This window comes from Neolewinella xylanilytica, from assembly GCF_002934605.1.
Classification (GTDB): domain Bacteria; phylum Bacteroidota; class Bacteroidia; order Chitinophagales; family Saprospiraceae; genus Neolewinella; species Neolewinella xylanilytica.
Genome location: NZ_PTJC01000005.1, coordinates 416536 through 430109, shown reverse-complemented (window position 1 = coordinate 430109; position 13574 = coordinate 416536). Strand labels below are relative to the sequence as shown.

Sequence of the window (13574 nt, the reverse complement as noted above, 5' to 3'; positions counted from 1 at the left end):
GCAGGAGAAAAGCATCAGAACCGCAGCGCTAGCCCCAATCCGTTAGGCTGCGCACCAAGGCGGAATTGCATACCGGTGTCCGGACCTTCCGGAACAGACGAGGTGTTGAACATGGCCACCGCACGCCGTGCTTTGTGCTTGCCAATTTGAAAATGACAAGCCGACACACCCAGCCACCCTAACCCGATGATCATCTGATCCAGGGCATCGAAGCCGGGGTCTTCTTCAAAATGCTCGGGTGTGCGCAGGATACCCACGCCGAGATAAACCAGACCAACCCCCGCCGTGGCAATGGCTAACGTACCGTGAAAACGGCTTCCCCGGAGCAGCCGTTGCTCCTTCGAGCCGTCCGGTAGCAACCGGATCACTTCACGGGTGGCCAGGATCTCGTTGTTGCGCGCAAATACGGAAGTGCCGTTTACCTGGCGCACTACGAGCTCCTGCCCGGCGGCTTGAAAAATGACAGTCGTAAAGATCAGTAGGGTGAGTAGGGTCTTAAGCATAGCCTATTTTAGGGGTTGCGGCCGAAAGAATCAATAGTAGAGGGTGGCGGAGCTCCAGCTCCGTCCGCAACGGGTGCAAAAACAGTGCTAATTGACACTGCGGGATGATCGGGAGCGCAGAAGCTGCCCTTTCTCATCTCCGCAAGGGCTACCGAGCTACCGTAAGCAGTTCGGAATAGCGGCCACTGGTCGTGGTTACCTCTACTATGTACGTCCCGCTGTTTACCCCCAGTCGGAGCTGCCGCCGATCCGAAGATTCCTCCCGGACTACCTGCCCGGCCAGGTTGAGCAGGCGGGTGGAGAGCACCCGTTCCGCGGGAGGCAGTCCCGCAAGCGTAACGCGCCCCGCTGTAGGATTCGGATAGAGTTTCAGTGGCTTGGCGAGTGGCATCGCGGAAACGGAGGTTGACAAGCCACTCAGATCAAAAGCCCGCACGAATACCCCCGCCGCATCGGTCGCCATCGTCATGGCCATCGTACGCCCATCGGCGGAGAGCGCTACCTGAAGTCCGGCAATTTCCACAATATTTTCCCCGTGGATCGGTTCCCCGGCGGTCGCCCAGTCGGAGCCTTCGAAGCGGTACAAACTGGCTTCCCCGGCGCGGGGCGGGTCGCTGGTCAATCGCAAGCCCGGGGTAGCCGCCAGGATGGTCCGGCCGTCGCCCGTCATGCCGAAGGACGCCCCGAAGCGGTCGCCGTTCTCCAGGCCGGTGATCGGATTACCGTGCGATTGCCAGGCTCCGGATTCCAGGGCATACGTATGGATGGCCCCGCGCGCATTGCCGGCAAGGTCCGAGGCCGGAGCTCCGATCGCTACGATCGCCCCGTCTTCCGACAGCTCGATGCGGTTGGCTATGCCAATGTCCGTGCCGTCATTCATGATCGGGTCGCCCAGGGGCACCCACGCGGCATTATCCCATTCGTACACCCGGACTTCCCCCTCCAGGGGCCGATTAATCGCCAGTCGCGAACCGTCGCCCGACAGGCGGGCGGTGGTCTGCGCGCCAGCACCGATCATTTGCCCCTGCAGCCCGTTTCCCACCGGCACCCACAGGCCGGCGGCTTGTACGTAGGTTCGTACGGTACCGGCTACCTGTCCGTTGGCGCTGCCGTAGCTGGTTACGGCAAACATGTTGCCGTTGTCGGCCAGGTCTACGTCGAGACCGGCTTTTACCTCGACTTCATCGCCTAGCAGGTCCTGCCCGAGCGGCACCCAAGCATCATCGACCAGGCGGTACACCCGCGCCAAACCGGTTTCTACCTCGTTCACCTCGTGATTTGGCGCGCCTACGGCCAGGGTGCGTCCGTCTGCGGAGAGGGCCAGGGCAATCCCGAAGGTGGTTTCGGGCGCGCCGAACAGGATCTGCCCCAGCTGTTCCCATCCGTTCTGGTTTCGCTCGTACACCCGCAGGTAGCCCGGGTTGTCGTCCTCGACGGTACTGATAGCTAGTGTCCGCCCGTCGGCCGAGAGCGCCAGGCGGAAGCCGTGGGAGGTTTCGGCGTCGCGGGCCAGGATGTCATCACCGATGCGGGTGGCTTGCGTTCGGCCCGTCAGCGGCAACAAGATTAGCAGGAGTGTCGTGTAGAGGGAAATTTTCATAGTGTTGGTTCTTTACGATCCGCACGAATAGGTAGTCGAAAGGCGGCTATACACTACGAATTAACTAAAAACAAGTTATAACACCATAATTTCGGCGGGCGGTTTTGCGCCGGGGCGCAGGAAGTATGCTTCGCACGGCGGACGGTCACCTACACCGAAGAGAAGGACGCTAGCATCAGAACTGCATACCGACCCCTACGCCTTCCCGCGTGTAACCGGCGTAGAAGACGGGCCTGCGTTCCGTCCTGTTCCCCATGGCCGGTCCGGAGTTATACAGTCCGACGGCCTCCTCGATCCGCTTGTCGGCGGTCGATATTAGCGGAAAGGATACCCCGATTAATATGCCGGACGCGACGTAGGTCTGCCAGCGGTTCAGGCTCTCATCCCCGTCGTCATCGGACAGGGCATCGGCCAGGGCTGTACCGAGAAGAAAAGCGCCGGCGAATCCGAATGCACTTCCCCAGCCCCGGTTCCGGCGGCCGCTACGGAATAACCGCCGCAATTCCGTCCCCTTCGGTTGGTCGGCAATCATTTCGTGGATCGAGTAAACCTGGTTGTCCAGCGAGAAGGCATAACCACCGTACAGCACCCGGGAAGTGAGCTGCTGGCCGGTACCGGAAGCGGCGAAGCCCATTACGAACAGGGTCAATAGGAGGTATTTCATAAGTGCGAAACGGTCCCCGGCGAAGAGATGTTTCTGGACCCGGGGGCGGCGGTGCGCAGGAGAAATGCATTTTGCCAAGCGCCAGATGATTTCTACACCCGACGGGCAATCTTCTCAGAATCGTAGTCCGAATCCTACCCCTTCCCGCGTGTAGCCGGCGTATAGTATGCGCTTGCGTTTCGGTATGTACCCGGTTCCCGGCCCGGAATTAAACAACCCGACGGCCTCTTCGATTCGCTTGTCGGCGGTCGATAACATCGGAAAAGATACACCGATCAGCACTCCGGCCGAAACGTAGGTTGCCCAGTGGTTAAGACTTTCTTCTCCGTCGTTGTCGACCAGGGCATCGGCGAGGGCCGTACCGAGCAGGAAAGCACCGGTAAATCCGAATGAATTTCCCCAGATCCTGTTCCGGCGGCCGCTGCGCAGTAACCAGCGCAGTTCCGTCCCCTCCGGTTGCTCGGCAATCATTTCATTCAGCGAGTAGATCTGGTTATCCAGCGAGAAGGCGTAGTTGCCGTACAGTTCTCGGTAAGTCAGCTGTTGCGAAAAGCAGGTGGTGAGGGCCGAGCAGAGCAGACCGACCAGGAGACAGTATTTCATAGGGGTATAACGGGATTGCCGGCGGAGGGTCAATGATAAAGTTTGATCCGATCCTGAATGGTTTCGTACCCCCCCCTTAGGGCCGGGCAGACGAGTCGCGCATACATCTGGGCGCCGGAGCGCAGGAAGAAAGAGCCAGCACCGTAGCGAGTCTAACCAGCCGGTGAGGCCGTTTACCCGCAGCTGTGGGTGCCAACTTTCACCACCTAACTATTCGCGGTGTATAACCTAATTGGCGAAGCACATATCAGGGCCGCGGATGCGCTTTCCTACTTAAGGGGGCAGGGTTTCTCACAAGCACGAAGCCGGTCGCACCTCACTGGTAGGTGTACGTGGGAGCAGGCATGAATTAACAGGGTAGCTAGCTGTACGGTAAAGCCGGCTGAGCCTAATGGCGCAACGGTTCCAGGCTTACCGAAATTCCCTGGCGTAGGGTATTGTGAATCTCGGCTACCCGATCCACGTGGCGGATTAAGTCATCAATATCGGCCTCGCCGTGGCGGTCAGCCGTGATGCGTACCCCGTAAGATATGTGTTGAGCGGGCTCGCCTTCCCCCCCGAATACGCCATTGACTGTTACCTCGACACGGTCTATCTGCAGGTTACGACGCACGGCTTCCCGGTAGAGATCATTGTAGTAACAGGTTGCGAGAGCCAGCAACAGCATTTCCCCGCCGTTGACGGCAGCGCCCCCACCAGATGGCTTAGGTGGTAGGCTTAGGGACTTTTGATTACCGGCGGTGTCCAGATCCACTTTGAGGGTATCCGAACTACCCCCGAGGCGGGCGGAGATGTTCATAAATCAATCACTTTAGGGTCGGTGCGTGAAGACTTTCTTGGGTTCCCGATCCAGCTTTGGGCGGCAGGACGTAGAAAGGAACCGATAGCATAGGCTCGGTATACAATTTACAGCTATGAGCCGGAACTTGAATTTAATTTTTGACGCCGAGGAGCACGGCAGAATGGGGTGGCGAAGCTCCGGCTCCGTCCGCATCTCGCGCGCAGCAAGCGACACGGAAGCTAACTTACTATATCCTTGCTTACCTACCAGCGTGGCAGGACAAAAGCACCCCCCGGGCCCCGGGCGGGGATGCACGTACTCGATGTTTCCTGCCGGTGCCTCCCTAGTTAAACCGTGCGTGTCGCACGTTTCCATTCAAAAATTCAGGGTGTAACTGAGCACCGGCAATAGGGAGAGTTGCGTGCCTTCTTCGATTTGCTGATTGACAGTATTGTAGTAATAGTCGATCACCGCCTCATTCCCGGTCACGTTCTGAACATCCAGCTTAAACGAATGGCTGACCTTTTCCCGGTTCACCTGGTAACTGGTGGCTAAATTGAGACTAATTACGTTCTCACCGCGATCGGTAAAGGCGTGCGCTTCATCGTAAACGGCGGAGCCGTTGGCAATCGACCGGTCGAGGTCGATCGCCATGAGGTACCGCGCGCCCAGGAGGTTGAATTTCCCGTTGACCGCCCATGTATTGTTCCGTGCCTTTCCGACCGGAAATTCTTTGCCGACCAGCACGTTTGCCAGGTAATTGCCGTTGAAGCGGGCGTTGCGCCATACCGCGTCGCTACCCCGGTACCTGGCCTGGTACAGCGACCCCGTGACTAGAAAGTAATAATTGGACGAAAAGTACTTTTCCAGGGTGAGGTCGATGCCGTAGTTCCGGCCAAGTCCCGTACTTTCCAGGCGGCGGTCACTGTAGTCCGCCTGCTGGTTGATCAGGGAATAGCTGCTTTCCCCGGTCTCGACCCCGATGTCGTACAACGATTGGTAGTAGGCCTCCACCTTCAGTCGGAGCTGGTCCGACAGCCGGTTCTCGTACCCCACTACGAAATGCCTGGCCTTGAGGAGTTTCAGCGTCGTGTTGGGTTGTATGGGCTGCCCTTCCTCGTACACGACAGCGAAGTAATTACTCAGGGAAGTCATGTTCCCGTGTACTCCGAAGGCCGCCGTTACCGCCTGCCGATCCGTGAAATCGTACCGCAGGGAAGCCCGCGGCTCCAAGCTGATTTCCCGATTGAGGCTCGTCTTTTCCAGGTGCAACCCGCTGACCAGCGACAGGTGCTCGGCAATCCGCCACTTCCACGAGGTGAAGCCCTGCATCAGGCTGGCCGTGCCGGTTATGTCCTGCCCCACCCGGAATTCGTCGGCAGCTACATCAAACCGTTTACTGGCGAAATCGAAGTAAAAAAAAGACCCTACCACGCCGGCGGTGAGCAGGTGGCGCGCGCCCAGCTTGTGGTGGATCGTACTGCTGATGCGCAGTGCGGTATTCGCAAGGCGGGCATCGCTATCTTCCTCCAGCGTCGGCGTGTCGAAGACGCGCATGCCCCCGGTCGTACTCCCGTTTCCGGAGTAAGACACTACCGTCTTCAGGTAAGCATCCTTCCCCGTTGCAATGACCTGCTTTACCCCGACGATCCCGACCCGGGAGCGTTGGGAATACCGGCTGGTAACCTGCTCGCTGTCTTCAAACTCTCTGTATTCCGTATCGATCCGGCTATCGCCGCCCATGCCGAAGAGAAAAATCGTTCCCAGCTTGCCGGTCGGTACTTGCACCTTGAAAGCGGCATCCTGGTACTGGGGAACCCCGCCGAAATCGACCACGCCGAGCTGATCCAGTAAGCCCAGCGTCGAATACCGGTAATTGACCAGGTAACTGCTCCTCCGTTGCCGATCGATGGGCCCTTCCGTAGTGAAATCAATACCTAGCGCGCCCACCGAGAAGCTGTGTTCCCGCTTGTCGGTGTTTCCGTTCCTGAAATCGACGTCGAATACGCTGGAAAGTACGTTCCCGTAAGCCGCGGGAAAGGCGCCGGTGTAAAAGCTCGAATTCGCCAACATGCGGCTGTTGAGTACGCTGATGGGGCCTCCGGTCAGTCCCTCCCCGCTGAAGTGGTTGGGGTTCGGGATCTCAATGCCCTCCAGTCGCCACTGCACGAAGCGCGGATTATTGCCCCGCACGATAATGTCGTTATTGCCGTCACCCGTACCGGCCACGCCGGCAAAGGAAGACACCAGTCGCGCGGGATCGCCGATGCCGCCCGCGTAGCGTTCGGCCGCCTCGATCGACAGGGACCGACTGGACACGAGCGCCATCTCGTTTTGCACACCGCCCCGGTCGGTTTCCGGCTTTACCACCACCTCCGCGAGGGTAGTGAAGGCTTCCTTCAGTTCTACTTCCGCGTAAAATTCCTTGCCCGAAATGAGCACGATGTTCGGAACCACCCGATCCTCGTAACCCAGCGAGCTGACCCGGATAGTCACCCGTCCGAGGGCAACTTCCGTCAATTTGAAATAGCCATCCTCGTCCGTTATCTGACCGACAAGGGGACTGGACCCGACGATAATGACGGTGGCAAGCGGAACGGGTTGCCGGTTATCCGCATCCACTACCCGGCCCTTGAGGGTGGTGGTCGGAGACTGGCCCCACGCCGGGGCGGCATATACAGCCGCCAGCAGCAGCCAGATCAGAAAGGAGGGGTAACGAGCAATAGCTTTCATCGGGTGGTTTTTGTGATGCATGACGTGCGGGGCATCAGCGATCCCTCCGGCACGGTTACCCGGCTATGAAAACTCAGCTCGCATTTACCCTTATCGGCCGACCGTGTTTTTTTATTTTTTTGTGCCCGACTCCTCAGCTGCGCGGCATTTGGGCGGCGGAGCGCAGGTGCGGCGCCTTACCGGAAGGCCAGGCTAATTCCCACTTTGAACCCGATCCAGGCCTCCCAGGGCCTATTGCCGAAGCGACCGCTCGCCAGCGTGTAGGGAGCGGTGTGAGCAAGTGCGACGCCTTCGGCTCCCCAGGAGACGAGAAAATTGGCCGACGGTCCGCCGAGCAGGTGAAGGTTGCCCGTCAATCCCCTTTGCAGCAGCAGGTCATACCGGGCCAGGCCCTGATCCTGCTTCCGCTCCTCGCCCGTACCTTGTATCCAGTTAAGGGTAAGTTCGTTTCGGAGCCGCCAGCTGCGGCGTTCGGGAGTAACCCTTCCGAGTCCCAATCCAAGCGAGAGATAGCTTTCGTCCCGCCCGGTAGCATAGCCGACACCGTAGATGTTGTACAGCCGGGTGGTACCTGCCCGCAATGTCAGGTTGAGCGGTAGGAACTCCGTGGCCGCCGCCTCGATCGTATAGTGGCCCTTGCGGCGTACGATGCTGACCAGGCCGATGGATGTCCCGGCGACCGAATCGTTCACGTTGACGAGGCCGATCTGCAGCCCGCGCTGCACCTTACTGACGTTGACCACCCCGATCTGGCTCCCCGATACGGTATCCGCGTAGTTCCCCCCTCCCGATACCTGCCATCCTGCCTGGTCTCCGCGCACCAGATTGAGCCCGCCGGCTACCTGCACGCCCCGGACCCCGTTTCTCACCACATTTGCGACGCCCGCCAGTTGCACACCGTTTACGTCCCCACCCACCAGGTTAAAAACACCGCTGCCCTGGAGGCCGGAGATGTCCTTTCGGTCGATATTGAAGACGCCCCCCAGTTCCATTTTCCCAACGCCGTAGCCGTACCCGCCGAGCAGGTTCACGGAATAGTCGTTCTTCACCGAGCCGGCGATCTTGAAGTTGGTACTGAGCCTCGGGGTGAACGACAGCTGGTATTTCCGCGTGGTGTACCCCGCGATGTTGCGCGCACTGATGACCAGCTCGCGCGATAGCAGCAACCTGCCGACCCCCACCGTTTCTACGGTTCGGGGCAAGCTATCGGGTGCGAGCGCGGTTACCGGTGGCGGCGCATCGGGGGGGATGGGAAGCAGCAGCACCCGCGGGGGATGCGCGTCGAAGGGCAGCAACAAAGCCGTATCCCGATAGCCGACCTTACTGAAGGACAATCCGAGCTGAGCGGATCTCGCTACTACCCGGAGCGAAAAGTTTCCTTCGCGGTCACTTAGGGTCGACTTCCCCCTCGATACCTCGACCACCGTGGCACCGTTCAGCGGCAGGCCAGTGACCGCATCCCGTACCTCGCCCTGAATCTCATATTCCATGGGAGCTTGCGGTTCCCGATGCGCTTCCGGCGCGCGCAACAGGATGACGGAATTGCCGGAATGCCGGAGTTCGATCTCCGGGGGGAGGATATGTTGCAATACGTCCAGCACGGTTACCTCCCGGAAGCGTCCGCTGATTACCGGACTGCCGGCCAGGAGTTCCGCGTTCACCGAGAAACTAAAGTCCGCTAGCTCGGAAAGCGCGTGCAGCGCCTCGCTGAGGTTGGTCCTTGAGAAAGTGATGGACACGACCCTGTCGGCAAGGGGCGGGTGGCCGGTCTGCGCAGAAACGCCGCCGCCCAGCACCACGAACACCGCTAACTGGAGAAGCGAACGGCCCATCAGTCGCAGTCCGCGTCGAGGACCACGAAGTGGCCGGGGCCGGCTTCGGTCACTTTCAATCCCAGCGTAATCGCCAGCTGATCCAGCACAACGTCCGCGGAGGCTTCCTTCAGGCGGCCGGTATACCGACAACTTTCCGACCCCGTCGCGTCAAAATCGATCCTGACCCCATAAGCCTCGCGTAGCGTCGTCAATACTTCCCCGAGGGGGCGATCGGCAAAGCTCAGCACGCCGGTTTTCCAGAACAGGTCGTTTTGCTCCAGGGGCTCGATCCCCACGAGCCCGTTCGCGTCACGACCGTAGCGGATCATTTGCCCGGCCCGCAAGGTGTCCGTCCCGCCGTCCAGCTCTTCTACGCGGACCACGCCGGAGACGACCCCCACGACCGACTGCTCGGCATCTACGTAAAAGGTGGTGCCGATGACCGTTACGCGCAGGTCATCCGTGCGAATCCGGAAGGGGGAAGATTCGTCTTCGGCCACTTCGAAAAAGGCCGTCCCTTCCAATACCAGGCTCCTTTCCTCGGCAAAGTCGGTCCGGTATTGCAGTGCGGCACCTTCCCGCAGGGTCACCCGTGATCCATCCGGCAGCACGGCGGGCGCTTCGCCCGGAGCAGCCGTTACCCGGAGCGCCGCATCTAGCGGTGTCGTTGGTGACCAAATCAGGTAGGCAGTTCCCGCTATCACCAGCAGCACGGCCGCTACCCGCATTGTCCAGTAGCGTAATTGCCTTACCCGCGGCGGTGAGCTGCTGCTTTTCGGATTCCTCATTTCCCCATCCAGTCTGGCGACGGTCTTTTCCCAGGCCGCCGCTTTATCGAAGGTGACATCGGTTACCGCAGACCGCGCCCCGCCCGCCGTCCATAGTTCGCTCAGCCGGCGAAACTCCTTTTCGTTCGATACCCGCCAGGTGTCGACCGCGTGTTGCTCGGCCTCACTAGCTTCCCCCGCCAGATATTTCGCTACGATGGTAAAATCAATGTCTTTCATTTCGGTCATTTAGCGGCTGCCCGTACCAGTCAACAATGCGGTTTCTTCGTTCCCTTTCGTGGTGGAGACAACTCGGTGGCCCCCCACCCTTACGGCACGTGAAAAAAGGTGTACATCCAATTCAGCAGGAGCAAGGGCAAAAAATCGCTCAGCCGCCCGCGCAGGAACTGCAGCGCCTTGCCCATCTGCGCTTCCACCGTTTTAACGGATAAGCCCAGTTCCACGGCGATCTCCCGGTACTTGAGCCCTTCTTCCCGACTGAGGCGAAAAATCCGCTGGCGCTCCTTCGGCATCTCCGTGACGCAACGCTGGACCATCCGGCCTAAACTTTCCGCATCGATCTGTTCCTCCAGGGTGGGGTGTTCCCAGTGCCGGGCGTCCACGCTCGCGGCGTAGGTCGTCCGGACCTTACGTGATTTCAGGTGATTGAGGCAACCGTTCCGTACGGATTGGTACAGGTATGCCTTCAACGATACCTGGATCGATAATTCTGCCCGCTTGCTCCACAGCGCGACGAATACGTCCTGTACGATATCTTCCGCCACCGCGGTTTCGCCGACGTAACGGAGCGCGAAATTGGCGAGCCGGTCGTACTCCGCATCGAAGAGTGCCCGAAAAGCCGCCACGTTTCCCGCTTTGATGTCATCGATTTTCGCCGGTTCCATCGGCCTGTAGTTCGGTGTTGAGGCTAGCTACCACGTAGTGCTAACGTAAAAGTAAGGCTGCTCCGCTTTCTCCTGGCCGGCACGCTTACCGCTTTCTCTGGTGCGCTTAGCGGAGCGCAACGTTCTAAACCCGTTGGATTTAGTTTGCGGTAAAGGGCCGATACCCGTAACGGCGAGATAGAGTCGGTCGGGTTTACGCACCGGGAAAACGGCGTATTCCAGCGTCTGGCTGTAAAGCTCGATACCAATAGTCGGCGGAAGCCATTACCTTTTGGGGCCGAAATCGATCTCCCGCAGCGGAGCGGTACGACCTTATTCCCGCTCCGGTAACCTACTACCCGTGTCCCGAACAATCCTGCTCCCCACCCTACTTCTCGCACTCACCCTCCCCGCTACCGCCCAGATTAGGGTCCTCATCGTCGACGGCCAGAACAATCACGTCGTCTGGCCGAAATCGACGGTCATGATGAAGCAGTACCTGGAAGATACCGGGCTGTTCACCGTGGATGTACGGCGCAGCGCCTACACCTGGAACGCCGACGAGGAGGCCGACTTCCTGCCCCTGGCGGGGGCCGGCCCGAGCGAAGACCTACCCAAGCCGCAACCCGACCCGGACTTCGCCCCCGACTTTGCGGACTACGACGTCGTCATCTCCAATTTCGGCTGGCAGGCCGCCCCCTGGCCGAAGGCTACCCAGGCCGCATTCGACGCATTCGTGAAGAACGGTGGGGGGTTCGTGTCCGTACACGCCGCCGACAATTCCTTTCCGGAATGGCCCGCCTACAACCGAATGATCGGACTCGGGGGCTGGGGCGGCCGCGATGAAAGCAGCGGTCCGTACGTCTATTACGACAACCGTGGGGAGCTCATCCGCGATGACTCGCCGGGTAAAGGGGGAATCCACGGTGCCCAGCATGAATTTCCGGTAACCGTCCGCGAAAAGGACCACCCCATCACCCAGGGCATGCCCGACACCTGGATGACCACCGCCGACGAGTGCTACGCCATGATGCGGGGCCCCGCCGAAAACCTGACCGTCCTGGCGACCGGTAAAGACCTGTCCGATACCGCCCCTACCAACCGCCACGAGCCGGTGCTGATGACCGTTACTTACGGAGACGGCCGCATCTTCCACACTACCCTCGGCCACGACACGCAATCGATCCAGGGCGTAGGGTTTATCACCAGCTTCCTGCGGGGGGTGGAGTGGGCGGCCACGGGCGAGGTGACGCAGGAGATTCCCGACGATTTCCCCACTGCTGATGAAGCCACCCGTCGGACGTTCAAGGCGGCTTCCGGCCCCCGCTAGTACAAAGCGGCCTCCGGCCGCGAAGTAAGATGCGGTCTCCGACCGCGGAAGTACAACGCGGTCTCCGACCGCGACAGTAAGCAGCGGTCTCCGACCGCGAGGCAGACACATTCCCCCCAGCGAAGGCGCTAACCGGTCTCAATTACCACCTCCCAGTAGCCCGCTCCTGACTCCTTTTGTCCCCCTTTTCACCTGGCTCCCTACTCAGCCCCTATCCAATAAAAAACGCCTCCTGAACAACTAACCCGCATCACACCCGTTATTGTCACAAATAAGTGACATAAGACATAAATGAGCGACATACCCACCAAGCAGCGTATCATCGAAGCGGCAGTGATCGTCTTGAACGACGACCTGTCCGCCAACCTGGAAGCCGTAGCGGCCCGTGCGGGCGTGACGCGTCGGACCCTCCATCGCTACTTTACGGGACGCGAGGAATTGATCGCAACCTGCGCTACCGAGATGAATGTGGTCTGCCAACGCGCCATGCGGGAAGCTTATCGGGCCAGTTCGGACCCCGTCCGCCAACTCGAGCTGATGCTCTATGCGGGCATCGATTGCAATCATCAGTATGCCTTTCTGACAAAGCTACACTACCGGACTCCCGACCTGCCCGACGCCCCGGTCGCGGCCGGCGTGGAATACGAAAACATAAAGGACACCTGGTACGCCCTGATCACCTTACTCCAGAGCAGGGGACTTATCGACCGACAGCTCACGCCGGCCTGGCTTTTCTTCCTCTTCGGTGGTATGATCGATACGACCATCACGGCCTACCGTTCCGGTGACGTTGCTCCGAACGAAGTTAAGCGGTTTGCCTGGCGTTCGTTCGCCCGTAGTATAGGACTGACCCCGTCTGGCGTCCATTCATAACCACCAACTTTTCACTATGCGCCATGCTGATGCCTTTTCCGTGACCGACGACACCCTCATCCGGACCCTGTCCGGTTTTACCCATGCGTACGCTACGGTTAACAAGGTGAAGTTACACTACGTACAGGGCGGAACCGGTGCCCCCCTGGTGCTCCTACCCGGCTGGCCCGAAACCTGGTGGGCTTACCATCACATTATGCCCCGGCTCGCCGAACGGTTTACGGTGATTGCCGTAGACCTCCGTGGTATGGGCTCCTCGGATAAGCCGACTGATGGCTACGAGAAAAAGAATATGGCGTTGGATGTGGCCAACCTCATCGAGCAATTGGGGTACGAACGGGCAGCCGTAGCCGGGCACGACATCGGTGCCCTAGTTGCCTATAGCCTGGCGGCCAACCACCCGGACCGCGTCAGTAAACTGGTGCTACTGGACACCCCCCATCCCGACCAAAGTATGTATAAACTGCCCATGCTTCCCATGGCCCCACTAGACACCCCAGGCTACACTTACCCCTGGTGGGTCGCCTTTAACCAGGTGCCGGGACTTCCGGAGCAGGTCTTAGTCGGTCAAATGGGACGGGTACTGGATTGGGTATTCGACGCGCTACTGCTCGATCCCGCAGCGATCAGCGAACACGATCGTGCCGTCTACCGGGCGGCCTACGATTCCGAAGCGGGAATCCGCGGCGGCTGCGGCTGGTACCGGGCTTTCCCACAGGATATTGCCGACGCCGCCACCTACGCACGTATTGATGTTCCGACGCTTGGCCTTGCCGGTGCAGGTAGCCACGATATGATGGCGCAGGCGCTGAAGCAGCAAGCCACAGACTTCCGAATGGAGAAAGTGAATGACAGTGGGCACTTCCTGCTGGCTGAACAGCCCGAGCAAGCGTTGGAAGCGATGCTGGATTTCTTGAATTAAGGGCTACTAAAAAAGGTCCCGCCTGCAACAGGCGGGACCTCTTCACTTTTACTTTACTCGTCAGACGAACCCCGGGCGCTGCGCGGCCGGGGGATTCGGC

The 13574-nt window shown here is 59.7% G+C and carries 12 protein-coding genes; 3 read left to right on the top strand and 9 right to left on the bottom strand.

Translation table 11 applies throughout. The features are described from left to right. Nucleotides 1-14: 14 nt before the first annotated feature. From CLV84_RS01695 to CLV84_RS01655, 9 genes are all read right to left on the bottom strand, one after another. A complete protein-coding gene (locus CLV84_RS01695; protein ID WP_104418008.1) occupies nucleotides 15-503 on the bottom strand; it encodes a hypothetical protein in 489 nt (162 codons plus the stop codon). Between the two features lie 148 nt (nucleotides 504-651). After that, nucleotides 652-2103 carry a T9SS type A sorting domain-containing protein gene (locus CLV84_RS01690; RefSeq protein WP_104418007.1) on the bottom strand — a complete coding sequence of 484 codons (1452 nt, stop codon included), beginning with the start codon at nucleotides 2101-2103 and terminating at the stop codon, nucleotides 652-654. A 175-nt stretch (nucleotides 2104-2278) separates the two neighbouring features. Next, nucleotides 2279-2767: a hypothetical protein gene (locus CLV84_RS01685; protein WP_104418006.1), complete on the bottom strand. Its 489-nt coding sequence runs from the start codon at nucleotides 2765-2767 to the stop codon at nucleotides 2279-2281. 114 nt (nucleotides 2768-2881) lie between these two features. Further along, nucleotides 2882-3370: a hypothetical protein gene (locus CLV84_RS01680; RefSeq protein ID WP_104418005.1), complete on the bottom strand. Its 489-nt coding sequence runs from the start codon at nucleotides 3368-3370 to the stop codon at nucleotides 2882-2884. 388 nt (nucleotides 3371-3758) lie between these two features. Continuing rightward, entirely contained in the window at nucleotides 3759-4169 is a 411-nt protein-coding gene (locus CLV84_RS01675) for an OsmC family protein (protein WP_104418004.1), read from the bottom strand. Nucleotides 4170-4526: 357 nt separating this feature from the next. After that, complete coding sequence (locus CLV84_RS01670) at nucleotides 4527-6884, bottom strand: TonB-dependent receptor (protein WP_170067525.1); 2358 nt, start codon at nucleotides 6882-6884, stop codon at nucleotides 4527-4529. Nucleotides 6885-7060: 176 nt separating this feature from the next. Continuing rightward, entirely contained in the window at nucleotides 7061-8716 is a 1656-nt protein-coding gene (locus tag CLV84_RS01665; RefSeq protein ID WP_104418002.1) for a peptidase associated/transthyretin-like domain-containing protein, read from the bottom strand. Beyond that, nucleotides 8716-9705: a FecR family protein gene (locus tag CLV84_RS01660; protein WP_170067524.1), complete on the bottom strand. Its 990-nt coding sequence runs from the start codon at nucleotides 9703-9705 to the stop codon at nucleotides 8716-8718. Before CLV84_RS01660 ends, CLV84_RS01665 begins: the two co-directional genes overlap by 1 nt. Before the next feature lie 89 nt (nucleotides 9706-9794). Continuing rightward, nucleotides 9795-10370 carry an RNA polymerase sigma-70 factor gene (locus CLV84_RS01655; protein ID WP_104418000.1) on the bottom strand — a complete coding sequence of 192 codons (576 nt, stop codon included), beginning with the start codon at nucleotides 10368-10370 and terminating at the stop codon, nucleotides 9795-9797. Nucleotides 10371-10710: 340 nt separating this feature from the next. Here CLV84_RS01655 and CLV84_RS01650 point away from each other — a divergent pair, with 340 nt between their 5' ends. The 3 genes from CLV84_RS01650 (at nucleotide 10711) to CLV84_RS01640 (ending at nucleotide 13474) form a co-directional block, all read left to right on the top strand. Further along, nucleotides 10711-11679, top strand: coding sequence for a ThuA domain-containing protein (locus CLV84_RS01650; protein WP_104419477.1), 969 nt, complete (start codon nucleotides 10711-10713; stop codon nucleotides 11677-11679). A gap of 291 nt (nucleotides 11680-11970) precedes the next feature. After that, nucleotides 11971-12552: a TetR/AcrR family transcriptional regulator gene (locus CLV84_RS01645; RefSeq protein WP_104417999.1), complete on the top strand. Its 582-nt coding sequence runs from the start codon at nucleotides 11971-11973 to the stop codon at nucleotides 12550-12552. 16 nt (nucleotides 12553-12568) lie between these two features. Continuing rightward, entirely contained in the window at nucleotides 12569-13474 is a 906-nt protein-coding gene (locus CLV84_RS01640; RefSeq protein ID WP_104417998.1) for an alpha/beta fold hydrolase, read from the top strand. The last annotated feature ends 100 nt before the right edge of the window (nucleotides 13475-13574 follow it).

Excerpts from the sequence above, each read along its gene's own strand:
- CLV84_RS01640 (WP_104417998.1), top strand. The coding sequence starts at position 12,569 with ATGCGCCATGCTGATGCCTTTTCCGTGACCGACGACACCCTCATCCGG.
- CLV84_RS01655 (WP_104418000.1), bottom strand. The coding sequence starts at position 10,370 with ATGGAACCGGCGAAAATCGATGACATCAAAGCGGGAAACGTGGCGGCT.
- CLV84_RS01690 (WP_104418007.1), bottom strand. The coding sequence starts at position 2,103 with ATGAAAATTTCCCTCTACACGACACTCCTGCTAATCTTGTTGCCGCTG.
- CLV84_RS01670 (WP_170067525.1), bottom strand. The coding sequence starts at position 6,884 with ATGAAAGCTATTGCTCGTTACCCCTCCTTTCTGATCTGGCTGCTGCTG.
- CLV84_RS01695 (WP_104418008.1), bottom strand. The coding sequence starts at position 503 with ATGCTTAAGACCCTACTCACCCTACTGATCTTTACGACTGTCATTTTT.
- CLV84_RS01660 (WP_170067524.1), bottom strand. The coding sequence starts at position 9,705 with ATGAAAGACATTGATTTTACCATCGTAGCGAAATATCTGGCGGGGGAA.
- CLV84_RS01665 (WP_104418002.1), bottom strand. The coding sequence starts at position 8,716 with ATGGGCCGTTCGCTTCTCCAGTTAGCGGTGTTCGTGGTGCTGGGCGGC.
- CLV84_RS01675 (WP_104418004.1), bottom strand. The coding sequence starts at position 4,169 with ATGAACATCTCCGCCCGCCTCGGGGGTAGTTCGGATACCCTCAAAGTG.
- CLV84_RS01645 (WP_104417999.1), top strand. The coding sequence starts at position 11,971 with ATGAGCGACATACCCACCAAGCAGCGTATCATCGAAGCGGCAGTGATC.
- CLV84_RS01680 (WP_104418005.1), bottom strand. The coding sequence starts at position 3,370 with ATGAAATACTGTCTCCTGGTCGGTCTGCTCTGCTCGGCCCTCACCACC.
- CLV84_RS01685 (WP_104418006.1), bottom strand. The coding sequence starts at position 2,767 with ATGAAATACCTCCTATTGACCCTGTTCGTAATGGGCTTCGCCGCTTCC.